Here is a 24,993-nt window from a genome sequence, read left to right as displayed (position 1 = left end):
GTTGATCCTCATGCGGTCCGTTGGGTTCGCGTGAAGGGCAACCGGTCTATTCGGCCGCTTCGGTGTCCAGCTGTTCGGTGTTGGCAATCGCCTGGACGAGCTTCAGAATCTTCTTGCGAAGCGCTTCGTTCTTGATCGAAAAGAACGCCGCGTTGAGAAGGACGCCTTCGCGCGAAATAACGAATTCCTCGCTGGGAGCGGGGTTGTCGTTGGCATTATCAGGGGTCGACAGGTCGTCGAAGAACGTCCTGACATCAACCTTCAGCGCGCCGGCGATTTCGACCAGCATGCTGGCGGAAACGCGGTTGGAGCCCTTTTCGTATTTCTGGATCTGCTGGAACGTTACGCCAACACGATCGCCCAGTTCCGTCTGAGAAACTTTCCTCAACAGACGCTGGATGCGGATCGTCTTTCCGACGTGAACATCGACGGAATGCGGTTCTTCTTTCATCTTATTTCCCTTCTGAAGGCAGCGGACAGGGGGTTATTCGCCATATCCGTGTCAACAACTTTTAGCCGAGATAATTAAGGCTAGCAATTGCTTGCATGTAGATAGCGTTAAGCCCGAATATCTGGCCTTTTTTGTCCCGGAATGGTACAAAAAACATGCCAAAATGACACGCCCAGGAGACCGGCCGCTTTATTTTGTGACGTCAGAGCGACCAAAGGCGCTGTGCATTGGCGAAAAGCAACTTCGAGCGCTCCGTCTCGCTCACGCCGGAAAGCATGGCATGGGTCGCCGCAACCCAGGTCGAGAGGCCGCCGCCGAGCGTACAGACCGGCCAGTCGCTGCCCCAGACGACGCGGTCCCAGCCGAAACTCGCGATCACATGTTCGATATAGGGCTGCAGCGTTTCTGCCGTCCAGGTCTTCGCATCGGCATAGGCGACGACGCCGGAGACCTTGCAGACGACATTCGGCCGCCGGGCAATCTCTGATATCCCGGCCTTCCAGGGCTCAAAGGCGTCCGAGCGGATATCCGGCACGCCGCAATGGTCGAGAACGAACTGTACGTCGGGCGCAAGATCGGCGAGGGCGGTCACACGGCTCGCCTGATGCGGCAATGTGCAGAGGTCGAAAGTCAGGCCGCTGCCGCCGATACGCCTGATGTTTTCGCGAAACAGGGCGCCTTCGGAGACATTATCGGACACGACATGCAGCACGCGGCGAAACCCCTTGACGAAGGGATCGGCCCTTTGCCGCTCGAGATAGGCGGCAAAGCCTTCCGCTTCCGGCCGGCAGGAGACGATGGCGCCGGCAATCAGACTGCCTTCCTTTTTGGCGATCTTGGCGACGTGATCGGTCTCGGTCTGCATCGCAGTGGGATCGACATCGACCTCCATGTGCAACACCGTGGTGATGCCGCAGCGCCTCGCCTCCGTCGCATAGGTCTCGTAGAGGAAATCATGATCGAGATCAGGCGCGCCGGAGAGCCAGGGATAGGGCAGCGCCGACCGATCGATGATATGCAGATGGGTGTCGATGAACACGCGTCTCTCCTCAGGACGTGGCTTTGCCGCAACCTATCCCCTGTGAATGGATTGTTCAAATAGAAATTCCCGCTTCGCGCCGATGCCACCCGTCAGCCGGAATTGACGACACTGGCGCCGGCAAGCAGCGAAAGCTGGGCAGCAGTCTTCTGCACCAGCGTGATCGCCTGGGTGATATCGGGAGCCGACGGCGCGTTGACGAGCGCGATGAAGGGGCAGGTGAGGGCGGCGATGGAGCGGTGGTCCGGTCCGAGAACGGGAGCTGAAAGATTGTAGACGCCAGATGTCTGGGCGCTCGCCATCATCTCGTAGCCGCGCTCGCGGATCTGGTCGAGACGATCGTAGAATTCTGGCCCAAGTTCGACCTCCGCACGACTGCGCACATGTTCTAAGATCATCATCTCCCGCTCCTCCTCGCTGCGGAAGGCGAGCAGCACATGCCCCGATCCGGTGTCGAAGAGGCTGATATGGGCGCCGATGCGGATCGAAAACCCCCAATAGTCCGGCGCCTCCTGTTGGGCGATGACGACGGCAGCACCCCGATCGAAGACGGCGAGATGATTGGCCTGGCGCGTGCGCTGGGCGAGATCGCGCATCAGCGGCGTGGCATAGGAGGCGAGCCGGCGCACCGGAGCGTGCAGCTGCGCAAGGCCGAAGAGCTTCAGCGTCAGCGAGTAGCGGTCGCCATCCAGCCGGGTGACGTAACCGCGGCGCACCAAGCGATCGAGCATGCGGTAGAATTCGTTGGGGCTGCGGTCGAGCCGCTTGGCGATGTCGGCCTGGGTGAGGCCGCTGTCGACGCCGGCGAGCAATTCCAGAATATCGAGGCCCTTGTCGAGGGCAGGAGCGCGGTAGCGGTCGGACTCGTCAGTCTCCATTGCTTCCTCCTGTGAATATCAGTCTGCATATACGCAGAACCGCAGCCGGAAAAGCAAAACTTCGCACTTGACCCTTGGCCAATCGTTTGTTTGTCTATAAACAGACAAATCATCACTGAAGAACATGCCGAGGACAGGGAGGAACGACCATGCAACGCATGGGAATGGCCATCGGCCCTGGAGCCGGCGACGGTTGCCGTCGTCAAGCCTCCGCATTCAGCCGGTCAGCGGGATCCGGCGCTGATCTGCCTTTGCAACAGTGGCAAGTCCTCCATTTAATACAGAGAGCCCCGCGCATCCGAAGCCAGGCCCACGCAATGTCGGCCTGGATGCCTTGCCAGAACCCGCTTGAAACGCGCAAAGAGGGCGAATGGTGGACGACGATGGACAAGACGCCATCACGACCGAGCTTCGCCAAGACATGAACCGCATTCCATCGTCCAGCTTAGTCCATTTCAGAAAAGGCCCGTGATATGACAAACAGACTTTCCGGCAAGACCGTTCTCATCACCGCCGCCGGCCAGGGCATCGGCCGGGCGACGGCGGCAGCCTTTGCCGCGATCGGCGCCAAGGTCCACGCGACCGACATCAACACGGAGGCCTTAACGACGCTTGCCGCGGAGACCGGTGTTTCCACCCATAAGCTGAACGTGCTCGATGCCGATGCGGTCAAGGCTCTCGTCGCCGAGATCGGAGCCGTTGACGTGCTCTTCAACTGCGCCGGCTTCGTCCATGCCGGCTCGATCCTCGAAATGAAGGATTCCGATCTCGAATTCGCCTTCGACCTCAACGTCAAGGCGATGATCCGCACCATCCGCGCCGTGCTGCCCGGCATGATCGAGCGCAAGGACGGGGCAATCATCAACATGGCCTCCGTCGCCTCCAGCATCAAGGGCGTGCCGAACCGCTTCGCCTATGGTGTCACCAAGGCGGCGGTGATCGGGCTCACCAAAGCCGTTGCCGCCGATTATGTCGGTCAGGGCATCCGCTGCAACGCCATCTGCCCCGGCACGGTGGAAAGCCCGTCGCTGCAGGACCGCATGCGGGCGCAGGGCGATTACGACGCGGCGCGTGCCGCCTTCATCGCCCGCCAGCCGATGGGCCGGCTCGGCTCGCCGGAAGAGATTGCCGATCTCGCCGTCTATCTCGCCGGCGCGACCTACACGTCGGGCCAGGCGATCGCCATCGACGGCGGCTGGACGATCTGATTTCAGCCGACGATGCGGCCGGCGGTCCCGTCGGCCGGTCCGGCCCCAGCAGCCGACCCCATGTGGTCGGCCTACCAATCGGGAGAAACATCATGACCCGCATCACCGACCTTCGCGTCTTCGATCTCCGCTTTCCCACGTCGCAAAGCCTGGATGGATCGGATGCGATGAATCCCGATCCGGATTATTCGGCGGCCTACGTCATTCTCGATACGGACGCGCCCGGCCTTGCCGGCCATGGCCTGACCTTTACCATCGGCCGCGGCAACGACATTTGCTGCATGGCGATAGAAGCGATGCGCCACCTCGTCGTCGGCGCCGACCTCGCCGAAGTTCTCGCCCATCCCGGCACCTTCTGGCGGCATCTGACCAGCGATAGCCAGCTGCGCTGGATCGGGCCGGAGAAGGGCGCCATTCATCTGGCGACCGGCGCGGTCGTCAATGCCGTCTGGGATCTGCTCGCCAAACAGGCCGACAAGCCCGTCTGGCGCCTCGTCGCCGAGATGTCGCCGGAAGAGATCGCCGATATCGTCGATTACCGCTATCTCACTGACGTTCTGACGCGCGACGAGGCGGTCGAGATCCTGAAGCGTGCCGAGGCGGGCAAGGCGGAACGCATCGCCATCCTCGAAAAAGAGGGCTACTCCTGCTACACGACCTCGGCCGGCTGGCTTGGCTACGGCGACGAAAAACTGCGCCGCCTCTGCCAGGAGGCAATCGATGCCGGCTTCAACCATATCAAGATGAAGGTCGGCCGCGATCTGGAAGACGATATCCGCCGTCTCAGGATTGCCCGCGAGGTGATCGGCCCCGACCGCTACCTGATGATCGACGCCAACCAGGTGTGGGATGTCGGCCAGGCGATCGACTGGGTCAAAGCTCTTTCCTTCGCCAAACCGTTCTTCATCGAGGAACCCACAAGCCCCGACGATGTCGCCGGCCACCGCAAGATCCGCCAGGCGATCGGCCCGGTGAAGGTCGCGACCGGCGAGATGTGCCAGAACCGCATCATGTTCAAGCAGTTCATCGCCGAGGGTGCGATCGACATCGTGCAGATCGATTCCTGCCGCATGGGCGGACTGAACGAAGTTCTCTCCGTGCTGTTGATCGCCGCCAAGTTCGACCTGCCGGTCTGGCCGCATGCCGGCGGCGTCGGGCTCTGCGAATATGTGCAGCATCTGTCAATGATCGATTACGTCGCGGTGTCGGGCACCAAGGAAGGTCGCGTCATCGAATATGTCGATCACCTGCACGAACACTTCCTCGATCCCTGCCTGATCGAGAACGCCGCCTACATGCCGCCCACCCTGCCGGGCTTCTCCATCGAGATGAAACCGGCCTCGATCGGCAACTATACGTTTGGAGGTTAAGGAAACTGCGCCGGGGATGACGTATCCAATTCCGGCCGCATGATAATTTCCTGATTTCAATAGTCTTTCCTACTACCGATGGGCTTCCAATCTGCCGGGACTGCTCCAATTCACTTGGAGGCGGCGAAGCTTGCTTTTTAGAGCGCCGAGGAATAGCTTTGCAGTGTGAATGCGGAGGGGGCCTAGCACCAGCAGGCCAGCAAATTTTATTGAACTTAGACAATAGAATGTTTGCGATCGAGCCATGCCCAAGTTTCGTCACGCCAAGAGACTGTGCGCTTATCTGCTGATTGTTGCAGGAATGCTGCTGTCGATTACCACGGCATTTGCCGCCGTTACAGAAGAGAGCGGACGCCGCGTCGCTCTCGTCATCGGCAACTCCGTCTATAAGACGCTGCCCTCGCTTCCCAATCCTGCCAATGATGTCGAAGAGGTCGCGACCACGTTGCGCGCGGCCGGTTTCGATGTGACGATCGGCGTCAATGTCGACCGCATCGGGCTCGAAGATACGGTGCGCCGCTTCCTGCGTTCGACCAGCAATGCCGAGGCCGGCCTGATCTATTATTCGGGCCACGGCATCCAGGTGGGCGGCCAGAATTTCATCGTGCCAGTCGATGCGACGCTGGAGACGCCCTATGACGTCGAGACGCAGACCATGCCGCTCGACCTCATCCTCAACCATCTCAAGCAGAATTCGCGGGTGCAGTTGATCTTCCTCGACGCCTGCCGCAACAATCCCTTCAATGCCCAGAAATTCTGGATGGCGGAGAAACTGGAGCCGGTCGGCGCCACGCGCGGACTTGCGCGCATCGACAGCGACCTCGGCAGCCTGATCGCCTTTTCCACAGAACCCGGCCAGGTGGCGCTCGATGGCACCGGCGCGCTCAGCCCCTATTCCGAATCCTTCATCAAGCGGGCGAGCGAACCCAACAAGGAAATCCGCCAGGTCCTGACCGATGTGCGCCGCGACGTGATGGCCATGACCGGCGGCAAGCAGGTCCCCTGGGAAAACTCCTCGCTGATGGACAGCTTCTATTTCATTCCGGCGCCGCCGCCGCCGAGCGTCGAATCGATGCAGCAGGTGAGCGTGCCGGAGGGTGCGGCCACGACCAAATTGCCGATCGCTCCGCCGCATGACGAGACCGGCTCGGCGCTGCTCGTCACCGTCAACCAACTGCCTAAGACCGGCAAGCTCAGCTTCGACGGCAAGCCGGTCGAGCAAGGTGCAAAGATGCCTGCCGCGGCACTGACGGCGCTGACCTATGATTCATCAGGTGTTGCTGCCGGAACCGTCGGCCTGATTGGCTATACCGTGAGCGATCCATACGGGCAGGCGGCGCAGGGCGTCGTCGCAATCACCGTCTCGGCCGACGCCGGCGCCAAGCTCGCCCAGCTCGAGCAGGAAAAACAGGTGCGGCTTGCCGATGCCGACGCCTATCTGAAGACGCTGCCGCGCGACGTCGAAACGACGATCGGCGTCGGCCCTGTAGAAGCCAGCCTGCCGGTCGTGCCGGCATCGGCCGCGGAGATGACCTTCAAGGTCGCGGCCCTGCCCGACAAGGGCACGCTGCGCGCCGGAGACCGGGTGATCGGTCTCGGACACGTGCTTGAAGCCGCCGATATCCCGGCGCTTTCCTACGAGCCCCAGATCGGCACTGAAAACCAGCCTTTCGCCCTGACGCTGCAGGCAGCCAACGACGACTTGCCGCCGGCGACCGTCACTTTCAAGCCGACGCTCGACGCCTGCGATACGTCAGCCGCGGCTCCGCTCGACCTGCAGGGCGTGACGGCAGGCAAGTTGCCGAACGAGATCGACGCCGATGAAGCACTGTCGGCCTGCACGGAGGCGATAAAGGCCTATCCCGAGGTGGCGCGCTTCGTCTATCAACTTGGCCGTGCCCAGCTTGCCAACCGCGACGCCAAGACGGCTTTTGCGACGATCAAGAAGGCGATGGATGCCGGACATGTCCGGGCAATCCAGCATCTCTCGAGCATGTATGAGATCGGTGCAACCGTGCCGCGCGATGCTGGAAAAGCTGCGAAGATTGTTGAGGCAGCAGCGAAAAAAGGGGATCCCTACGCGCTGCAGAGCTTTGGGAATGCCCTGTATTTTGGTCGGGGTATTGAGGCGGATCAGCAGCAGGGATTACGCATGATGCTCCAGGCAGCCGATCTGGGCCATACTTATGCAATGAACGCTCTCGGTTATATTTTCCTAAACGGCGTCAATGTCCCGGCCGATCCGGAGCGCGGCATCCGCTTCTACGAAGCCGGTGTCGAGCGCAATGACATTTATTCCCAGAACAATCTGGCTCTCGTTTACCGCTTTGGAAAAGGCGCACCGGCGGATCTCCCGAAAGCGCTCGAGCTTTTCACGCGGGCGGCCGAGGGCGGTCAGCCCTATGCCCCAACTAATCTCGGGCGTATGTACCGCGACGGTGTCGGCGTTGTCGCGGACAAGGCGGAAGCGGTAAAGTGGCTCGAGGTGGGTGCGGAGCGCGGCGACTATTGGGGCGCACTCGACCGCGCGATGCTCGCGAAGGAAGAGGGCGCGGACGCTGACAGCCTTGCGATCGCGGCTCGTTATTTCGCTCTGGCGACCGCCATCAACTTGCCGGGCAGCGGCGATCCGAAGAACCAGGCGCTGGCGGAACTCAAGAGGCTTCCTGGCGCTGCCAAGAAGAATGCGGAGTCCGTCTTTGCGGCCGAGCTGAGCGCTCAAGAGCAAAAGGCAATTCCAAAGACCAAGTCGCTCGATGACAGGCTCGTCAAGCTCGCCAAAGCGACATGGATAAAGCGAAATCCGAGGTACGATCTCTTCTGAAACGGCGGTCCGGGGGCGCCCTATATGAACAACAAGCTAATCATCCGTATGCTATTGTGCTCGACATTCATCGCAGGCTCAGGCGCGATCCTGCAGAGTTGCATCTTCGATCCTGGCGCCAGGACGCTGTTTGCCAGCGAAGAGCCGGTGGCCAGGAGCGCCACGCCTGCCAGGAAAACCACGCCCACCGTTAGAAGAGTGGCCGCACAGAACAATCCACCGGCTTTCTCCCGCTCCGAGAACAGTTCCAGTGGGAATTCCGGCGGCGGCGGCATGGGCGGCGGCTCAGGCTCGAGCGGCTCCTCCAGCTCCAGCGGCAGCTCTTCCAGTTCTAGCGGTGGCCAGTGGAACTAATAAACATCAGTAGTTACGCTGTTTGATGCGTTGTTTATCAGCCTCGCGATACAAGCCGCAACCCTCATTGGCGCAGTAGCCGGCATTGCGCTTTCGACCTATCTGCAGCTTGAGCCCGGCAAGGCAATGGCGCTTGCCGTGTTCTGCCTTCTCCTGGCGTGGATCGCCGTCGACGGCACATTCGCTGCTCGTTCGACCTGGGCATCGCGAAAGAGACGAGACGAGGCTCCCGCCATTTTCTGGCGTCGCATCGGGACGAAGCTTGTGGGCCTCGCCGCGCTGCTTGGCGTGGTCGTGATCGCCTGTTCGGTCTTTCCGTTTTTCACGCAGTCGTCGGCGGTCCGATGGATCATCGAGGCTGGGCACACCACTATTCCCCTTTCCATCGCACTTGCCGGCGCCACCATTCTCTACGTCGCGGTCACCGATTTAGTCGCGGAGGAGCCCGACGATTATCTCAATCAGGTCGGGCGCGCGGTGTTGATGCAGGATTTTCGCGAGGAGGACGTGCTGTTTGCATTGCGCCTGCTCGCGATCAAGTGTTTCTTTCTCGTGCTGATGTTCTCGGGCGGCATGGCGGCTCTTTCCGATCTTGCCGAGAAGCCGGCCTGGGCGTTTCCGCCGCTTTCGGCGGCATGGTTCGAAGGCCTGTTGCGGCTTGCCTTTCTTCTCGACATCGTGCTTGCCGCCGGCGGCTATGTCGCGACTTTCAAGCTCTTCGGATGGAATGTCAGGGCAACGGAGACGACCGCACTCGGCTGGCTCGTGTGTCTCATCTGTTACGAGCCGTTCTTCCCTGCGATCTCGCATGCTTTCGTGCCCTATGGCGAGGGGCCGGGCTGGGAGACGGTGATCCAGGAAGGTTCGGCCGTCTTTATCCTCTGGAGCGTCGCGACGCTGTTCTGCACCCTCATCTATGTCTGGGCGACCGTCGCTTTCGGGCCGCGATTTTCCAATCTCACGCATCGCGGCATCATCACATCGGGCCCTTATCGCTTCATGAAGCATCCGGCCTATGTCTCGAAGAACATCGCCTGGTGGCTGGTTGCGATCCCAGGCTTCCTCGCCAGCGGCCTTGCGGAAGGACTTGCCCGGGCCGGCATGCTGGCGATCGTCAGTCTTATCTACCTGCTGCGCGCCCGCGCCGAAGAACGCATGTTAAGCCGGGACCCCGCCTATCGGGACTATGCCGGCAGCGTCGCGGCGCATGGACTTCTGGCGATGGCGAAGCGGCGGCTGACATCAAGACCGGCGGCGTGAGTTTCCCGCCGTTTAGCCATCGAGCCCCTTGAAGCGCACCGGCTGGTAGCCGCGCATCAACAGGCTGCCGAGCGAATAGGTATTGCGGCAGACGCGGCCCTTGCAGGCATTTGGGGAGGCCTCCATCACCTCCACCTTCTTATCGGCCGTGAAGCGCATGAACAGCAGCACATGCGAGCCGGGCTTGTTCAGTGCATCGCCCGGCCGCATTGACCAGGGGTCGGAGAGGCGCTTGGTGATCCCGGGGATGGCGCGCGTCGAAACGTGCATCTTCAGGCCCCAGGCGTCGCTGACGAAACCGGAGCAATCGACGCCGAGGATGTTGGATTGCGGCGCGCTCTTGGTGCAGACGTTGCCGGCGGTCTGGCCCTTTTCCACGCCGCCGATGAAATTCTCGAGCGGCGTCTTGCAGCCCCAGCAGTAGGGAACACCTTTGACCGTCTGGCCGCGTTTGCCGATCAGGTAGATCGGGCGGCGCAGCCGGTTCATGTTGACGCAGCCCGGTCCCGGATCCCTGCCATAGGCGGTTGGTGTCACCAGCCAGTTCATCGTCTCGAAGCCGATTGCCCGCTCGATGACGTCGCTGCGCGATTTCGGCACGATCGCCACCTTCGGCGTCTTGCCGGGCTTGCCGGCAGCCGGCTGCTTGGTGGGCCGAGCGACGGCAAGCTTGCGGCCGGGCTCCCGGCCGTCGAGCCGCAGCACCTGCGCCCGGCTTTCCTGCGAGCGGAGATAGAGCACGTCACCGCGCGGACCGATCGCCACGAAGCGTCTGGAGAATACCGTACCCGGTTCGATCGGCAGGTCGTAGACCCGGTCCATCGCGCCGTTCGGCGTGAATCGCACCACCAGCATGCCGGTGCGCTCGGGCCGGTCGGCGGGTACGAGCTCGACCAGCACATAAGGCCTGCCCGTCGTGTCGATGTCGAGAAGTTCGACGGTGCCGATCCGCCCTTCCGAGGCGAGTTGCAGCGAGAGGAAATTCTCCTCCGAACTGCTGCGCCGCAGTAGGATCTCCGCCTTGTCGTTTGCAGCAGCCGAGACCTCGGCGACGATATCGCCGAGCCCGCGGCTCGGCACATATTGAATGACCGGCGGGCGGGCCTCGGGCCGGCTGGTGCTGCGACCGATCTCGTCGATGATGCTGTTCAGCGGACCCGGCGAAACCGAGCCCATGGAGGCGAAAACCGAGCGGGTGTAGTCGTCGGCATCAGCGCCGCCGTCGACGGCGCGCAGCGTCTGCGAGCGGCCGTCGGCATCGGTGGAGCGCTCGAGCGGCACGACGCCGTCGGACCAGAGGTAGAGTTCGTTGTGAACGACGGCGAGATCCTCCGCCGTGGCATTTTCCGGCAGCGGCAGGATCGCAGGCTCGGCCTGCGAGCGTTCGGCGTCGACGGCGAGCACGCGGCCGTTGTTCTGGTCGAGGATGTAAATGGTGCCGTCGTCACCGACGGTGATCGCCGCCGGCCCGGATGCCTCCGCTTCCTCGTTGGAAGAAATGATGCCGACCGAACGCGCGCCGTCGCCGCCGCGAAGCTCGATGATCGTCGTGTCTTTGGCAAAAACCGGCGAGGCGACCGCAAGTGCCGCGGCAAACAAAATATGCGACCCAAAACTACGCATTGCCTCGACCCCCAGAACAGGATGATTTTAGTCCGATCCGGCTAAAAATCTGAATCCTGTTCTCAATTAAGGTTAGTGCATGATGTCGTCCGAAAACCGATCACACTTTTCGGCATCATGCACTGTTACCGTCACGCTTTTCAAAAATGGTAGGCTAGATATGACTTCTCAGCAAGCCGTTGCTTTCCAAACGATTTGGAGATCTGCGCGGGCGATAGTACAAGATCATCGTCTCGAAGATTCGTCGGCAGGGAATGCTTATGCTGGAATGGAACGGTGACGAACTGGCGCTCGATATAAGCTTGCTGGAGCAGGTTCGCGCGGCGAGGATAGATTTCTCAGACCGCGTCTGCGCTGCCTCAGCCAGCAAGGACGACAAGCATCTGGCGCAACTGCGCTCGGAGCCGACCTACCTGATGGCCGAGTTCCTCTATTCGATGAAGGTCTTCGGCATCAGCACCGCCGAGGACATCGAGCGCTTCGCCGATCTGCACAATGATTACGTGGTTTCGCTGACCCGCGATCCGGCCAAGCTGCAGCGTCTGGGGCTTTCACAGGATCGTGCGCTCGCCTCGATGTTCACCGCCGACACCAAGCCGCGGCTGATCCAGAACTGGGCTGACAAATCAGGCGCGATCGACCAGTCCAATCTCGCCCGTTTCCTTGTTGCGGTGATGTCGAGCGAGACCTGCCGCAAGACGTTGATCGATTTCGAAACGGCAGGCTTCATGCAGCGCAAGCGCTCGCCCTACGGCACCATGGTCGTCTGGTCGACCGGAATGATCGAGGAGATCTTCGGCGAGATGCTGCGCGATCTGCGCCTCGGCTTGCAGCAATTGAAGATCCTCTGATGCATGTCGCCCGGAAGTGTGCGGCGGTGGGTCAACGACATGCATAAAACAAAGAGCGAAAGCGCCGCTGCCAGCCGATTTCAACCCTCCCAATCGATTGGCACTGTGCGCCGTTGCCTTCCTTTCGGCCTCTCCCTATTCTCGGGGCGCCTATGCATGTCGCCCGGAAGGGTGCAGCGGTTCCGGGAGAACGACATGCAAAAAACAAAGAGCGAAAGCACGTCGCATGAATCAAGTTTAATGCGACGTGCTTTTGTCGCGCAGTGGCGCCAATAAGACGGAAGTGACGACGATGACGAAATCCTGGCTCATAACCTTGTCGATCGGCATTCTGCTGGCGCTGCAGATACCTGAGCTCGCGCATTCCGGCCCTGCCGAAGACGCGCTTGCGGCGCGAAACCCCTCGCTTGCGGCGCTGCGTCATCATGACGAAAAGGCCTTTGCTGCGGCGACTGCAATCATCGCCGAACAAGAACGCGCCAAGGGGCTGGCGCCCGGCGAGGCGAAGCTGCCCGATGCGACCTCTCCCGGCCGCGACATGGGCTCAGGCCCCGGCAAGGAATTCACGGTCGACAATCCGGATATTCTTTGGCTCTACAATTCCTCACCCGAAGGAATGAGCGACCTGATCTCGATTTTGAAATCAGCCGGGCAGAAACCCAAGAACTAACCATCTCCCTGCAGTTGAATGGACTATAACAGGCCCCGGTTATGCCAGAGCGTGAGTCTTGCTCACGTCTTTGCCTTGTCGGATTCTTGGCGGTTCCAAATAATTTGTAACCCTCCCTCAAGCAAGACAGGCAAAGGCATCCCAATTTCGCCAGTCAGTGCTATTCTCATCTTCAACACAGTGTGAGATGTTCGAAGAGGAGGTTTTCCAATGCCGAACCGCAAAGCCATCTTGGCAGCAGCCACCTTTCTTTCGTTCTTCTCGGTGGTTCCCGCCGTCGAGGCGCAGAACGAACGCACGTTGACCGAAGCGCCGGCGCAGACCGGGCCCGTCAGCGTCACCTTCGATCGCGCTGAAGCCAAATACGCCATCGGCGAAGTTGTCGGCCTCTTCATCCAGTCGACCGAGAACGCCTATGTCACGGTGCTGAATGTCTCGCCGAATGGCGCAGTCGTGAAGCTTTTCCCGAACAAGTACCAGACCGACGCCCTTGTCGGCGCCGGCAAGCGCGTGCAGGTGCCGGATCCGGCAAGCGGCGCCAAGCTGCAGGTTTCAGGCCCGGTCGGTCAGGAGCAGATCAAAGTCTTCTATTCCTCCAAGCCGCTGAACATCTTCGCCGATCTCGGCGGCAGCGGCGGCGGCATGTTCCGCTCGGTTGACGGCGGCATGGATGCCGTCTCCCGAAGCCTTGAAGAGGCCCGAAGCCTCGGCACCAAGATCAGCAGCAAGACGCTGATGTTGACGACGGTCGATAGTCCGGCCGCTGTCCCGCCCGTCGCAGCCGCCCCCGCAGCAAAACCCGCCCCGGTCGAGCAGGCTGCAAAGCCGCCCGTTGCCCCGAAACCTGCAGCCGCTCCGAAGCCGAAGCCGGTGACGAAACAGGAAGTCGCCAAGAAGCCGGAAACGGTGGTGGAAAAACCGAAGCCTGTTGCCCCGAAAAAGGTCGCGCCGAAGCCCGTCGAGCAGGCAGCACAGCAGCCGCCGAAGAAATACAAGATCGTCACCAACCTGGCGCCCGGCCAGGAGCTTGCCGCCGACGAACTGGAGCTGATCGGGCCCGCCGATACGACTTCATCCACCAAGCCGACCCAATATAAGCAACCGACGACGCAGTATAAGCAGCCGGCCCAGACGTCCCAGACGAAGATGCCGAAACTGCCGATGCCACAGATCAAGATGCCGCAATTCAAGCTTCCCGGCGGCTTCAGCATCAAGATGCCGCAGCTAAACCTCGGCCGTTCGGCCGAACCTGGCCAGGCAGGGGAAGAGATCGAGGTAGCAAACGCCGATACGCCTGTTTGCACGGCTCTTCTCGATAAGCTGAACACCGCCGTTGCCGCCAAGGATATCAGTGCCGCCGCGTCTGAGGCCGATGCGATCGCCGTCAGCGCCGATTGCGGCCAGTTCCAGGTGAATGCCCAGCGCCGCGTCGCGGCCCTCAGGCTTTCGGCTGCCCAGGAGATGATGGCCGCCAACCAGCCGGTCGCCGATTACGAGCCGTTGCTTGTCGCCGCCGACAGCCCGCAGGTGCTCTGGCAGGCCTCCGCCACACTCGGCGAAATCTATTTCTCCTCACGCCGCTTCGCCGATGCCGCCGCCGATTACCAGCAGGCGATCGAGATCATCAAGAACGAGACCCGCACGCCGAAGGCGCCACCGGCCGAGACGATCTCCGATCTCATCCAGCGCGCCGCCCAGGCCCGCATCCTTGCCGCCAACCCGACGAGCGACAATCCTGAAGGCAGTTTCGTGCCGGCCGAGAAGGATCACCGCAGCGGCGTGCTCGGCGGCATCTATTCCGAGAATGTGCGCGGCATCGTGCCGGTCTCCATTCCGGTTCCGATCACCTTCGACTTCAACAAGTCGAGCTTCACCTCGATCGGCACCGAAGCCGCCGAGGAGCTGCTGGAGGCGCTGAAAGAGCAGAAGCCCGGCCGCATCATCCTCATCGGCCATACCGACCGGCGCGGCGGTGACGACTATAATCAGAAGCTTTCCGAACGCCGCGCCCAGGCCGTCGCCGACTTCCTGAAGAGCAATGGCCTCGACGCGACAATCGACGCCGAAGGCCGCGGTGCATCCGAGCCGGTGGACGTCACCGCAACCGCAAATCTCACCGAAGACGATGTCGATGCGCTGAACCGCCGCGTCGAATGGCGCCGCGAGTAGCTGAGGCGGGGAGGAGCTTGGCCATGACCGCATTCGTTTCCATGGCCGCAGCACTTGCCCTCCTCACCACGGCGGCCACCGATAGCCTGGCAAGGGTGATCGAGGCGCCCGAGCGTGGTGCGGTCAGGGCCGTACTGATCGGCATCGACCTCTACCGCAACGTTCCGCCGCTGCACGGCGCCGTCGCCGATGCCGAGGATCTTTCGCTTTCGCTGCGTTCGGTCGGCGTCGAGGACATGACGCTCTTGAAGAATGGTGCTGCCGACCGCGAGGGCATCTTCCACGCGATCGAGGCCGTGACCGAAAGGGCAGGGCCTGGCGATCTCGTCGTGCTCGGCATCGCCGGTCACGGGTCGAGCGAGCCGGAACGCGTCAAGGGTTCCAAACCGAGCGGCCGCGACGAGGTCTATGTGCTTGCCGGCTTCGACACCCGGCTACCGGGTTCGCGCGAGCGCATCTTCGGCGACGAATTCAAGGCGCTGATCCGCAATCTAGAGACCAAGGGCGCCGATGTCGTCTTCATCGCCGATACCTGCCATGCCGGCGGCATGACCCGCGACGTCGATCCGCGCGGCGCCGAGATCACCTGGCGTCAGGCGCCTTCCTATACGATCGAGGAGGACGACCTCGCGCCGATTTCGACCACGGCGGATGCGCTGTCCACCGGCTTCGATTTCAAGCGGCTGACCTTTCTCGCCGCCGTCGACGAAAACACCAAGTCGCCCGAGATATCAATTCCCGGCATTCCGCAAAAACGCGGCGCGCTGAGCTATGCCACCGCCCGCGCCTTCGAAGGGGCGGCCGACCGCAACGGCGACGGCGCCGTCAGCCGCCGCGAACTGTTCGAATATGTGCGCCAGGCGGTCTACCAGTTCACCAACCAGCGGCAGAACATCTTTACCGAAAGCCCGCCCGGAACCGATCTCGATCGCGCGGTCGTCTATCATTACGAAGGGGCGGGGGCCCAGGCGGCGGCGGAGAAATCAAACACTCCGCTGCCCGCCGAGCCCGCACCGATCAGCGTTGCCGCCCTCGGCTCCGATCCGGTGCTGCAGGGGATCGACGCCGCCGTCACGCCGTTCAAGCTGACGGAAGGTGCCGATGCCGAACTTGTCTTCGATCCCGCAAAACACGAGGCGATTGCCGGCGGCGATGTCGTCGCCTCCGCCATCGGCGCCGGCGACATGCCTTTCGTCGTCGACCGGATGGCCGCGCTCGATGCGCTGAAGCGGCTCTCCGAGACCAACCCGCAGACCGTGCGCGTGATGCCTTCCGATACCGTCCATCGTGAGGGTGAACGCGTCGGCGTCACCGTTTCGGATCTATCAGGCCGCAAGCTCGTGCTCTTCGACGTCACCGGCGATGGGACCGTACAGTTCCTGTATCCGGGCGAGAAGGAGGTCGATGCCGAGATGTCTGCCACCTTCGATCTCGACCTGTCCGTCGTCGCACCATTCGGCACGGACCTGCTCGTCGCCGTTACCTCTGAAACGCCGATGCCCGAACTTCTGGAGTTCCTGAAGCAGAACGACAGGCGCCGCACCGCCGGCAATATCGCCAAGCGCCTCGGCGAATTCCTGCCCGAGGGCGCGCGCGTCGGATTTACGGTCCTCTATACCTCCGCTGGAGCCAAGCTATGAGCACGTCGATCAGCAGGGTCCTCAATATTGCGTCCGTCATGCTGCTTCTGGCTACTCCCGTGCTGGCGCAGCAGGATACCGATTTCGCCGGCGAGGATGGCGGGCGGGTCATCGGCGGCCAGGCGGCCAAGAAGGGCGAATGGCCCTGGCAGGTGAAGATCCTGGCGCCCGATCCCGAACAGCGCGGCCGCTTCGGCGGCCATTGCGGCGGCTCGCTGATTTCGCCGCGCTGGATATTGACGGCCGCCCATTGCGTCACCAGCGGCCGCTCCGGCAAGCAGGATCTCTTCGCCCGCGACCTGCTGATCGTCGAGGGTAAATCGAAGATCGATAAGGTGATCGCCGTCGATGGGCCCGATAAGCCGGGACTGGCCGTGGAAGACGTGATCATTCACGAGGACTTCGACCGCAAGGTCTTCGCCAACGACATCGCCCTCATCAAGCTGAGCGAGCCCGCCAAATCGAAGCCGGCGATCCTTGCCTCGGCCTCGGACGACGAAGTGGAGGCAGCCGGCCACCCCGCCGTCGTCACCGGCTGGGGCTACACCAAGGCCGATCACGGCTGGGACGACAAATACCTGCCGACCGAGCTGCAGGAAGTGGAACTGCCGATCGTCCCGCGCGAGGACTGCCGCGCCGCCTATCGCGACAGTTCGATGCGCATGAACCCGATCGACGAGCGCAATGTCTGCGCCGGTTATGCCGAAGGCGGCAAGGACGCCTGCCAGGGCGACAGCGGCGGGCCGCTGGTCGCCCAGCGTCCCGACAAGCGCTGGATCCAGCTCGGCATCGTCAGCTGGGGCGCCGGCTGCGCTGAGGCCGAGCACTACGGCGTCTATACACGTGTTGCCGCGTTCCGCGACTGGATCGCCGCCAAGACCGACGGCGACGTGCCTGATGTTGAAGGGCCTGCTGCCAATGATCAGGTCGCGTCCACCACCACCAGTAGCGGGATGAAGCAGAGGAAGTCCGGACAGGAAGAGGCCAACCTCGCCATCACCACCCCACCCGCCGGCGATACCGCCCCGGCTGGGACGACCGAAACGCCAGACGCGCCGGCCAACGATACCGCGCCAGTTGACAAGCCCGTCGCCGACGAACCCGCCGTGCGGCCAGCAGTCGTCCAGACGCCGGTGATCGAAAGCAAGCCCGGTGACCGCGCGCTGTTGATCGGCATCGACGACTACGAGATGCGCGAGGCGAAGCTGACCGGTTCTGCGACTGACGTAAAAGCGATGCAGGTCTTCCTCGCCAAGACGCTCGCCTACCGCCCGGAGCAGATCCACACGCTGACCAACCGCAAGGCGACCCGCGAGGCGATCCTTGCCGAAATCGACGACTGGCTGGTGCGCCAGTCGACGCCCGGAAGCCGCGTCTTCCTCTATTTCAGCGGCCAGGGCTCTGAAGAAATGGGCGCCGAGGAAACGACGAGCCCGACGCTGGTGGCCGTCGATGCCAAGCTGGTGCGCGAGGGCGGCAAGGTGACGGTCACCAACCAGATCCGCGAAACCGAGATCGCCGCAAGGCTGAACAGCCTCAAGGATCGCCGCGTCACGCTGCTGATCGATGCCTGCCATGTCGGGCCCGGCAGCCGCAGCGCGGTGGCCGCACCATCCGGCACCGTGCGTTGCCTCGGCCCGGCGCTGGCAGGGCTCGAACCGCCGAACAAATCAGGCAAGGAAGCGAAATTCTCCTTCGGCGGCGAAAACGCCATGGTCTGGTCGGCTGTCAACGCAGGGCAGTGGGCGCTGGTCGATAGCGAGGCCAAGCCACCGCTTGGCGTCTTCACCCGCCGCTTCATCGAAGGCGTGCAGGATGGCGTGGCGCGCGCAGCCGACAAGCCGAATGTCAGCAATGCCGCTTTGCTCGATTATGTCCGGCGTAAATCCGACGAATATTGCCGGACGCATGCGGGAGATTGCCGCTTCACGCCGGTGCCGCAATTTTATGGCCAGCCGGATGCGCTCGGCCGGGATGTCATCACCGGCGACGAGGCGAAGACGGCGGTCGCCGCCGTCGAGAATACGCTGAAGAGCGACAATGAGGCGGGCGTCGCCGTCGACGTGCTGCCCGGCACTGCGGTCAGCATCGGCGACAAGGTGGCGATGCGTGTGTCCACCAAGAAGTCCGGTTACCTGATCCTGGTCGATATCGATGCCTCCGGCAAGCTGACACAGCTTTTTCCTAACAAGCGCTCGATGGGGCTGAAACCATCAGCCAAAAGCGGCGACAACCGGCTCGATCCGGCTCGGCCGGTCGTCGTGCCCGATGCGCGCAATCCCTATACCGGCTTCGAATATGTGGTGGAGGGACCGGCCGGCGTCGGCATGGTCGTTGCCATCCTCAGCGACAAGCCGATCGAAGTGCTCGACCTGCCCGATGTGCCGACGCCGCTCGTCGGCCAGCGCGCCGCCTTCAACTATGTCTATGATCTCGCCCGAAGCCTCAGGATCGTCGGCGACGACGAAACCGGCGCCCAAGGCAAATGGTCGTTCGATTCCAAATTCTATCGCATCCGCTGAACAGGAGCGAACCATGCCGAAATCCACTCTGTTAGCGGGTCTTGCCGCTTTTCTGATGGCGCTTGCCCCGGCCGCTCATGCCGGCAACTCCGGTGACAGCAAGGCGATGCTTGCAGCACAAGCAGGGCTTGCCGCCGAACTCATCGATCGCACCCTGGCAAAGGAGGGTGCTGCCAATATCATGGTGTCGCCGGCAAGCCTTGCCGCGGCACTCGGTCTTGCAAGCCTCGGCGCTTCCGACGAGGGCAAAGCCTCGATCGCCAAGGGCCTCGGCTTCGGTGGCGAGGTCAAGGGACCGGAGACGGCGCTTGACGCAATGACCCCCGAGAAGCCGGCGGCTGCGGATGCGCCATTGACTGCGGCGGTCGCGATCGTCTTCGACGACAAGCTGGTGCTCGTCCCCGATGCGCTTCCCATGCTCGCCGGCCACCGGATCAAGCCCTCGATCGAGGATCTCGACGGACCGAAATCGGTCGAGCACATCAACGGCTGGGTAAGCCAGGCAACGCGGGGCGCCATTCCTGTCATCCTGGACTCTCCACCCGGCGGCGGCTTCGTCAGTCTTGGCGCGCTCTCCTTCAAGGCGCGCTGGAAGACGTCTTTCGAGAAGGAAAGCCCGGCAAGCCCCTTTCAGAGGCCGGATGGATCGACGATTTCGGTGCCGATGATGCATCTTGCCGGCGATGGTCAGAAATTCCGCGTCGACGAGAAATTCACTGCCGTCGATCTTGCCTATGCCGGCGAGAGCTACAGCATGGTCGTGGTGGCGGCGCGCTCCGGCAAGGGTGTGGGCGGCGCGGACCTGAAGACGCTCACTTCCTGGCTGCAGGGAGAAAAATTCGAAGCCGCCAAGGGCGAAATCTTCCTGCCCCGCTTTTCCCTGAACGACGGGCGTGATTTGATGCCGATACTCAATGCGATGGGCGTGACGCCCGAGAAGGCCAAGGATGCGGGTTTCCCGGGTTTCACCAAAGAAAACATCCGCTTGTCGCGCGTCCTTCAGAAGACGATGATCAAGGTTGACGAAAACGGCACGGAGGCGGCGGCAGCCACGGCTGTAATCACGGAACGCAGCATCGATCCGAAGCTTGTCCGCGTCGTGGCCGATGCCCGTTTTGCCTTCGCGCTTCGCGATACAAAGACCGGCCTGCTGCTCGCCGCAGGCCTTATCGGCGATCCATTGCTGGCAGGCGAATAGAGTTCGGTTTCATGAATGTAATGAATGCAGGGGGACACGTGCATGAGAAGTGATCTGATCGCCCGCTACACGATCGGCGAGCCGGTCTACGAGAACGAGTTCATCGTCTATCCGGCCCAGGACAAGCGGATGGACCATGCGGTCTTCATCGTCGCGCCCGATATGGCGCTGAAACTGGACAAGGCTCGTTTCGAGCGGGTCTGGACCTCCATCAACGAGGCCAAATCGCTGACGGCACGGCGCTTCGTCGAGATCGAGGACCTCATCCCGCCGTCGCCGGAAGACGACAATTTCTACATCGTCGAGAAGCGGCCGTCGAAAACGCTACACCAATATCTCGATGAAACGGAAATGGTAGCTTACGAGCGCGCCGTTGAGATCGGCCGCCACATCCTCGAGGGGCTGGCAACGCTGCACGGCGCCGGCTACGCCCACAATGCGCTGACGGACCAGTGCATCTACGTCTCCGAGGATTATTCCGGCCTGTCGGTGCGGATCGGCAACCTGCATCTGATCTCGAAGATCGGCGAACACATCATCCCGCCCTATGTGCCGGAATTCGGGGCGCCGGAAATCTATGCAAGCGGCACCTTCTCCGCCTCGTCGGCACTCGATATCTACGCAATGGGCATGATCGCCTACAAGCTCTTCCTGCCGCGGCAGACCTATGCCAGCGTCTTCGACAGCGTCATGGTCTGGGAAGACGAGCATCAGCGCGAGCAGAGCTGGAAGAACATCCATCTCGACCCTTCCAATATCTTTCCCCGCCTCGACGTGCTGATCCCAGGCTTTCCCGAGGGTCTTGCAAGTCTGGTGGAAAGGATGCTGAGCCGCGATCCAAGCGCGCGACCGCGCACGGGCGCCGATGCGTTGGGCGAATTCGCCCGGGTGACGACAGGCATCCAGCCGATGTCATGGGATCCGCGCGGCGGCATGCAACAGCAGCAGGACGCCCCGAAGCCGAAAAAATGGACGCCTCTCAAGATCTCCATGATCGCCGCACTGCTCTTGATCTGCATCGGCGTCGGCGTCTTCACCATCCCGAAGCTGCTCGCCCCGGATCCGAAACTCGTCGCCGATGTCGGCACCTGGAAGAAGGAGGCAGAAAGCCGCAAGCAGAAGGCGATCGCCGCCAAGGCGCCGGAGCGTCCTTCCGGCGATCAGGCAAAGCTCGCCTATGATACCGGCGCCGCGGCGCTGACATCGGCCGATGCCCTGCTCAAGGATGAAGATTACGAAAAGGCGCTTCCGGGCTTCCAGACGGCAGCCATCAATCTCGGCAATGCGCTGATCGGCATCTCGAAGGAGAACGCCGAGAAGGCGAAAGCTGCCGCTTCGGCCGCCGGCGGCGACAAGGCGCCAGGTTTTGCCGAGGCTGACGCCAAGATGAAGACTGCCGCCGATGCCGCCACCGCAAAGCAGATGCATGCCGCCGTCGACGCCTATGACGCGTCGAAAACGACGTTTGACGAGCTCGCCAAGGCGCTAAGCGCGCTGACGGCGGCCGAAAAGGACGCGGCGGGAAAACGCGAAACCGTCAATCGCATCGGCGCTGGCGATAGTCCCGATGTCGCCAAGGCGACCGGGCTGATGACGGATGCCAAGACCAAGGCAGAGCAATGGCAGATGCCGGCCGCGACATCTGGCTACGGCGACGCTGCCAAGCTTTTGGATGCCGTCATCGCCGATGTCATGGCGGCAAAGGACGAGGCGACTGCGCTGAAGCAGAAAGTGACCGATCTCAGCGCCTCGATCGCGACCCGCGCAGGTGCTGCCGATCCGGCGCTTGCCGCACTCGCTCCGAAGATCGGCGAGGCCGACGGCCGCTACACCGCCGAGGCTTATAAGCTCGCGGTCGTCGCCTATCAGCCGATCCTTGCCGATCTCGAGGCGCTGTCGGCGCGCGGCTTCTGCCCGGTTTCGCAGACGCTTGCCTTCGAGACCGTCCCGGCCGGAAGTTATTCGCTGGAGAACGTCCGGCTGATGACCTCGTCGATGAAGGAAATCGGCGGCATGCTCGGCGTTGCCAACGACGCCGTGAAGATCGACAAGTCCTTCTGCATGCAGACGAAGGCGGTCACCCGTGCCGAGATGGCGGAATTTTACACCGCCAATTCCGATCCCGCCGCCGCACAGGCCTATGGCGACAATCCGCAGCAGCCGGCCGACGACGTGCCGCTTGCCGTGGCGCAGAACTATACGGCCTGGCTGTCGAAGCAGCTGAACGCCCCCGTCCACCTGCCGTCGGCGACGGAGTGGATGGCAAGTGCGGCGAAGATCACCCAGGAAAAGCTGCCCGATAACGGTGATATCATCCTGCAGTGGAGCGCCACCCCCTGCGAAGCCGGCGGCAATGTCGCCTTCATGGCGCAGGAAGGTTCGACCTTCGTCGTCTGCTCCGATGCGTCGGCCGGCGGCATTTTCCGCGTTACCGCCGAATTGCGGTGAGCGGTCGAAACGTTGCGACTGATAGGGGGAGCGGTGTGCCGCTGACACGGGGCAGGGTAATCTGTTGCAAACCCAGAATGCGTCCATCAAGGCGACACTTGTCGACGCAGCGCGGGGCGGATCAACATAAGGTCGTAGGCGCCCTTTCTTCATCATTCGACAGCTCGCGCTCAAGGGGTGCCACTCGCAAGTTTTCAATTCCACATTTCAGAATACGCGCGTATATTGAAATTGGGACTGCAATATCCGTGCCTTGAGGGGTCGAGGACAATGTGCTGGAACACATCATCAGCATTCACGCCGGTAGGGTTTGCTTTGCGAGGCCCGGCATCTCGCAAGATCGTATGGACGCTGGGCGACGCGGCGCGTCTCCTGATCAACGACTGGCCTTGCGATGACGGCGAGGAATATGTGGCTGCAGTCAAAGCCTGCGTCGACGCATTGAGCGGCAAGATTGCCCCGGAACAATTCCGGGAAGCGCTTCTGCGTGCGGCCGATGAGGCCGGTATCGCTGCCCTATCGCTCGTGCGGCAGGGAGTGGGAGAGCGACGACCGGACCTTCCCTCAAGCGCGCAAAGATAGTCCGAGCTTCGAGGGCCAACCGCCTTTCGCCGTCACGTTTGCGCCAGTTGCAAACATCGTGGCGTCTCCGACGATTTGATCGACCCTCGTTGCTTTATTGCCCGCCTCGAAATTTCTTGGCAGGGGTGTCTGGCGGTGGCAATAATTCCTACCATAAGTGTATGGAGGTGAGTTATGGCCAATGTTGAGAAGATCAGCGTCTCAGTGACGCCGCAACATGCCGACTTGCTGCGTGACGCTGTTGGAAGCGGTGCCTACGCCAGCGCCAGCGAGGTCATCCGCGAAGCGATGCGCGATTGGTCCGCCAAATGGCAGCAACGCAGCGGCGATATCGAAAAGCTGCGCGAAATGTGGGCCGAGGGCAAGGCGAGCGGAACTGCCTCGCCAGTCGATTTCGATGAGATGCTTGCGGAAGCGCGGCAGGAACTGAAGGCTGCCCGCGGACATGGCGGTTAAGCTTCTCTGGACGCCGAGGGCGAGAGTCGACGTCAAGCAAGTCTTCGTCGACATAGGCAAAGAGCAGCCCCAGGCGGCCGAGCGGTATTTCCAGCAGTTCCGCTACAAGGCCGGCTTGCTTATCGATCATCCGCGTCTTGGCGAGCGCCACCCCGAGATCTTCCGCACCGCGCGGATGCCAGTCGAAGCGCCGTATGTGATCCTGTACGAGACGCACCCCGACACGGACGAGGGCGAGGTTGATGCGGTCGAGATCATTCGCGTGGTGGATGGCCGGCGCGATCTGGCGGCGCTTTTCTAGGAATTTAAGGTGGACGAGGATAGAGGCTGTCGCACACCCTCAAAGGCGGCTTAATCTCCGTTCACACGCACGCACAGGTCTACACACACCGGGAAATCTTTATGCAATAACTAAATAAATTCAATATGATATCGCATGATGCAACTGACTTTGAGATAAAGGTCATCGCCAGTATTCCGGCAAGTCCTTGACATCGCTACCCGGCTCGCGCGGCATCGATGGTGAACAAGCCACATTTGTATGTCAGCGAGCAGCCGCAAGACTGGCGGTCAGCGGCGCGCCGGAGGCTTCACCGCGGCCCGCCGCTGCAGCGCGAAGCGCGCTGCCGAGCAGTTGACATCGGGAACGAGATCGTAGGTCTGTTGGTAGAGGGTCAGCGCCAGCGTTTTGTTGCCGCGGTTTTCCGAGGCAAGGGCTGCGAGTGCCGTGCGCTTGTAGGCCTCGACGATCGGCTCGGCGGCCTTCGCCAGCGCGGCGTCATCAGACGGTTCGGCGGCAAGCGAAAGGGCGGCATAGGTTGCGTCGCCATCCCTGCCGACACGGCCGCCGACTGCCCCGTTGAAGCTCGCCTCCGAAACCTGGCGCATGCGCCGGGCATTCTTGATGCATGTCGGAATGCGGCCGGCTTCCGCATTGATGCGTTCTGCCGTTGGGCCACCCTCCGCGCTGCCGCTGTCGGAGAGGATCACGTAACCGATGATGCCGACGATGGCGAGATAGGCGACACCCATGCCGGCGAGGAAGGCCGGCTGCTTGAGGAGCGATTTTTTCGGCTTGTCGTCACCTGCCTTGGAAGCCTCCTTCTTCGGCGCCTCCTTGGCGGCGGCCTTGACGACGAACTGGAATTCGACGTCCTTGCCGAGGCGGAAGCTGTCGCCGGCTTTCAGCGAGGCCGTCTGCAGCAGGGCTTCGCCGCGCAGCATGATCGGGTTCAGCCCCATGCGGCGAATGATGAAGCCGCCGTCGCTCTGCCGCTCGATGCGCGCATGGATCGGCGCAAGGAACGGATCGTCGACGACGATATCGGCATTAGCAGCCCTGCCGATCGACATTTCCGGCCGGTCGAGCACATGGCTGCGGCTCTGGCCACCGGGACCGGTCTGCAGAAGGCTTGGTTTGTTTCCGCGAAAGAAGGAAAAAAAGGCCATG

20 protein-coding genes and 1 pseudogene are annotated in these 24,993 nt (G+C 62.1%); 16 read left to right on the top strand and 5 right to left on the bottom strand.

The features are described 5' to 3' along the window. Nucleotides 1-46: 46 nt before the first annotated feature. The 3 genes from AC2444_RS34170 to AC2444_RS34160 form a co-directional block, all read right to left on the bottom strand. Complete coding sequence (locus AC2444_RS34170; RefSeq protein WP_012763606.1) at nucleotides 47-451, bottom strand: helix-turn-helix domain-containing protein; 405 nt, start codon at nucleotides 449-451, stop codon at nucleotides 47-49. A gap of 202 nt (nucleotides 452-653) precedes the next feature. Beyond that, nucleotides 654-1,490 carry an amidohydrolase family protein gene (locus AC2444_RS34165; protein WP_128407631.1) on the bottom strand — a complete coding sequence of 279 codons (837 nt, stop codon included), beginning with the start codon at nucleotides 1,488-1,490 and terminating at the stop codon, nucleotides 654-656. Between the two features lie 92 nt (nucleotides 1,491-1,582). After that, nucleotides 1,583-2,368 carry an IclR family transcriptional regulator gene (locus tag AC2444_RS34160; RefSeq protein WP_012763608.1) on the bottom strand — a complete coding sequence of 262 codons (786 nt, stop codon included), beginning with the start codon at nucleotides 2,366-2,368 and terminating at the stop codon, nucleotides 1,583-1,585. Between the two features lie 320 nt (nucleotides 2,369-2,688). Between AC2444_RS34160 and AC2444_RS34155 the strand changes: the two are divergent. From AC2444_RS34155 to AC2444_RS34130, 6 genes and pseudogenes are all read left to right on the top strand, one after another. Continuing rightward, nucleotides 2,689-2,773, top strand: a pseudogene (locus AC2444_RS34155) (L-rhamnose mutarotase); the annotation flags it as partial. A 68-nt stretch (nucleotides 2,774-2,841) separates the two neighbouring features. After that, nucleotides 2,842-3,576, top strand: coding sequence for an SDR family oxidoreductase (locus AC2444_RS34150; RefSeq protein ID WP_017996873.1), 735 nt, complete (start codon nucleotides 2,842-2,844; stop codon nucleotides 3,574-3,576). Between the two features lie 92 nt (nucleotides 3,577-3,668). Continuing rightward, on the top strand, nucleotides 3,669-4,946 hold the full coding sequence (locus tag AC2444_RS34145) for an L-fuconate dehydratase (RefSeq protein ID WP_128407630.1): 1,278 nt from the start codon (nucleotides 3,669-3,671) through the stop codon (nucleotides 4,944-4,946). Nucleotides 4,947-5,190: 244 nt separating this feature from the next. After that, a complete protein-coding gene (locus AC2444_RS34140; protein ID WP_128407629.1) occupies nucleotides 5,191-7,770 on the top strand; it encodes a caspase family protein in 2,580 nt (859 codons plus the stop codon). Nucleotides 7,771-7,794: 24 nt separating this feature from the next. Continuing rightward, the gene (locus AC2444_RS34135) at nucleotides 7,795-8,124 is read left to right on the top strand and encodes a hypothetical protein (protein ID WP_164902371.1); all 330 of its coding nucleotides are present in this window, start codon (nucleotides 7,795-7,797) and stop codon (nucleotides 8,122-8,124) included. 30 nt (nucleotides 8,125-8,154) lie between these two features. Then, nucleotides 8,155-9,384 (top strand): methyltransferase family protein, encoded by a 1,230-nt coding sequence (locus AC2444_RS34130; RefSeq protein WP_245460650.1) that lies wholly within the window; start codon nucleotides 8,155-8,157, stop codon nucleotides 9,382-9,384. A gap of 12 nt (nucleotides 9,385-9,396) precedes the next feature. On the opposite strand, the gene AC2444_RS34125 is transcribed toward AC2444_RS34130, so the two are convergent. After that, nucleotides 9,397-11,007, bottom strand: coding sequence for an NHL repeat-containing protein (locus AC2444_RS34125; RefSeq protein ID WP_128407627.1), 1,611 nt, complete (start codon nucleotides 11,005-11,007; stop codon nucleotides 9,397-9,399). Nucleotides 11,008-11,267: 260 nt separating this feature from the next. On the opposite strand from AC2444_RS34125, the gene AC2444_RS34120 reads away from it, so the two are divergent. From AC2444_RS34120 to AC2444_RS34075, 10 genes are all read left to right on the top strand, one after another. Next, entirely contained in the window at nucleotides 11,268-11,858 is a 591-nt protein-coding gene (locus AC2444_RS34120) for a hypothetical protein (protein ID WP_012763615.1), read from the top strand. 292 nt (nucleotides 11,859-12,150) lie between these two features. Then, nucleotides 12,151-12,528 (top strand): hypothetical protein, encoded by a 378-nt coding sequence (locus tag AC2444_RS34115; RefSeq protein ID WP_128407626.1) that lies wholly within the window; start codon nucleotides 12,151-12,153, stop codon nucleotides 12,526-12,528. Nucleotides 12,529-12,738: 210 nt separating this feature from the next. After that, on the top strand, nucleotides 12,739-14,697 hold the full coding sequence (locus AC2444_RS34110; protein ID WP_128449878.1) for a DUF4384 domain-containing protein: 1,959 nt from the start codon (nucleotides 12,739-12,741) through the stop codon (nucleotides 14,695-14,697). 23 nt (nucleotides 14,698-14,720) lie between these two features. Continuing rightward, nucleotides 14,721-16,337 carry a caspase family protein gene (locus AC2444_RS34105; protein ID WP_128449877.1) on the top strand — a complete coding sequence of 539 codons (1,617 nt, stop codon included), beginning with the start codon at nucleotides 14,721-14,723 and terminating at the stop codon, nucleotides 16,335-16,337. After that, nucleotides 16,334-18,859: a trypsin-like serine protease gene (locus tag AC2444_RS34100; protein WP_012763619.1), complete on the top strand. Its 2,526-nt coding sequence runs from the start codon at nucleotides 16,334-16,336 to the stop codon at nucleotides 18,857-18,859. Before AC2444_RS34105 ends, AC2444_RS34100 begins: the two co-directional genes overlap by 4 nt. A gap of 13 nt (nucleotides 18,860-18,872) precedes the next feature. Beyond that, complete coding sequence (locus AC2444_RS34095) at nucleotides 18,873-20,057, top strand: serpin family protein (protein WP_128449876.1); 1,185 nt, start codon at nucleotides 18,873-18,875, stop codon at nucleotides 20,055-20,057. A 42-nt stretch (nucleotides 20,058-20,099) separates the two neighbouring features. Continuing rightward, a complete protein-coding gene (locus AC2444_RS34090; protein WP_128407623.1) occupies nucleotides 20,100-22,505 on the top strand; it encodes a protein kinase domain-containing protein in 2,406 nt (801 codons plus the stop codon). Nucleotides 22,506-22,775: 270 nt separating this feature from the next. Beyond that, nucleotides 22,776-23,087, top strand: a complete 312-nt coding sequence (locus tag AC2444_RS34085) for a DUF982 domain-containing protein (RefSeq protein ID WP_011655309.1) — start codon at nucleotides 22,776-22,778, stop codon at nucleotides 23,085-23,087. Between the two features lie 174 nt (nucleotides 23,088-23,261). Further along, on the top strand, nucleotides 23,262-23,543 hold the full coding sequence (locus AC2444_RS34080; RefSeq protein WP_017996885.1) for a type II toxin-antitoxin system ParD family antitoxin: 282 nt from the start codon (nucleotides 23,262-23,264) through the stop codon (nucleotides 23,541-23,543). Further along, nucleotides 23,533-23,844, top strand: a complete 312-nt coding sequence (locus tag AC2444_RS34075; RefSeq protein ID WP_128407622.1) for a type II toxin-antitoxin system RelE/ParE family toxin — start codon at nucleotides 23,533-23,535, stop codon at nucleotides 23,842-23,844. Before AC2444_RS34080 ends, AC2444_RS34075 begins: the two co-directional genes overlap by 11 nt. A gap of 269 nt (nucleotides 23,845-24,113) precedes the next feature. On the opposite strand, the gene AC2444_RS34070 is transcribed toward AC2444_RS34075, so the two are convergent. Further along, on the bottom strand, nucleotides 24,114-24,992 hold the full coding sequence (locus AC2444_RS34070) for an FHA domain-containing protein (RefSeq protein ID WP_017996887.1): 879 nt from the start codon (nucleotides 24,990-24,992) through the stop codon (nucleotides 24,114-24,116). Between the last annotated feature and the right edge of the window lies 1 nt (nucleotide 24,993).

This window comes from Rhizobium sp. WSM1328 (assembly GCF_057653715.1).
The sequence above is the reverse complement of the archived record's forward strand: the minus strand, read 5'-3'. Positions and strand labels throughout refer to the sequence as shown.

Bases quoted from the DNA above. Each gene is read 5' to 3' on its own strand.
- AC2444_RS34160 (WP_012763608.1), bottom strand. From the start codon at position 2,368: ATGGAGACTGACGAGTCCGACCGCTACCGCGCTCCTGCCCTCGACAAG.
- AC2444_RS34140 (WP_128407629.1), top strand. From the start codon at position 5,191: ATGCCCAAGTTTCGTCACGCCAAGAGACTGTGCGCTTATCTGCTGATT.
- AC2444_RS34075 (WP_128407622.1), top strand. From the start codon at position 23,533: ATGGCGGTTAAGCTTCTCTGGACGCCGAGGGCGAGAGTCGACGTCAAG.
- AC2444_RS34145 (WP_128407630.1), top strand. From the start codon at position 3,669: ATGACCCGCATCACCGACCTTCGCGTCTTCGATCTCCGCTTTCCCACG.
- AC2444_RS34115 (WP_128407626.1), top strand. From the start codon at position 12,151: ATGACGAAATCCTGGCTCATAACCTTGTCGATCGGCATTCTGCTGGCG.
- AC2444_RS34095 (WP_128449876.1), top strand. From the start codon at position 18,873: ATGCCGAAATCCACTCTGTTAGCGGGTCTTGCCGCTTTTCTGATGGCG.
- AC2444_RS34085 (WP_011655309.1), top strand. From the start codon at position 22,776: ATGTGCTGGAACACATCATCAGCATTCACGCCGGTAGGGTTTGCTTTG.
- AC2444_RS34120 (WP_012763615.1), top strand. From the start codon at position 11,268: ATGCTGGAATGGAACGGTGACGAACTGGCGCTCGATATAAGCTTGCTG.
- AC2444_RS34150 (WP_017996873.1), top strand. From the start codon at position 2,842: ATGACAAACAGACTTTCCGGCAAGACCGTTCTCATCACCGCCGCCGGC.
- AC2444_RS34100 (WP_012763619.1), top strand. From the start codon at position 16,334: ATGAGCACGTCGATCAGCAGGGTCCTCAATATTGCGTCCGTCATGCTG.
- AC2444_RS34070 (WP_017996887.1), bottom strand. From the start codon at position 24,992: ATGGCCTTTTTTTCCTTCTTTCGCGGAAACAAACCAAGCCTTCTGCAG.
- AC2444_RS34170 (WP_012763606.1), bottom strand. From the start codon at position 451: ATGAAAGAAGAACCGCATTCCGTCGATGTTCACGTCGGAAAGACGATC.
- AC2444_RS34080 (WP_017996885.1), top strand. From the start codon at position 23,262: ATGGCCAATGTTGAGAAGATCAGCGTCTCAGTGACGCCGCAACATGCC.
- AC2444_RS34090 (WP_128407623.1), top strand. From the start codon at position 20,100: ATGAGAAGTGATCTGATCGCCCGCTACACGATCGGCGAGCCGGTCTAC.
- AC2444_RS34105 (WP_128449877.1), top strand. From the start codon at position 14,721: ATGACCGCATTCGTTTCCATGGCCGCAGCACTTGCCCTCCTCACCACG.
- AC2444_RS34135 (WP_164902371.1), top strand. From the start codon at position 7,795: ATGAACAACAAGCTAATCATCCGTATGCTATTGTGCTCGACATTCATC.
- AC2444_RS34125 (WP_128407627.1), bottom strand. From the start codon at position 11,007: ATGCGTAGTTTTGGGTCGCATATTTTGTTTGCCGCGGCACTTGCGGTC.
- AC2444_RS34110 (WP_128449878.1), top strand. From the start codon at position 12,739: ATGCCGAACCGCAAAGCCATCTTGGCAGCAGCCACCTTTCTTTCGTTC.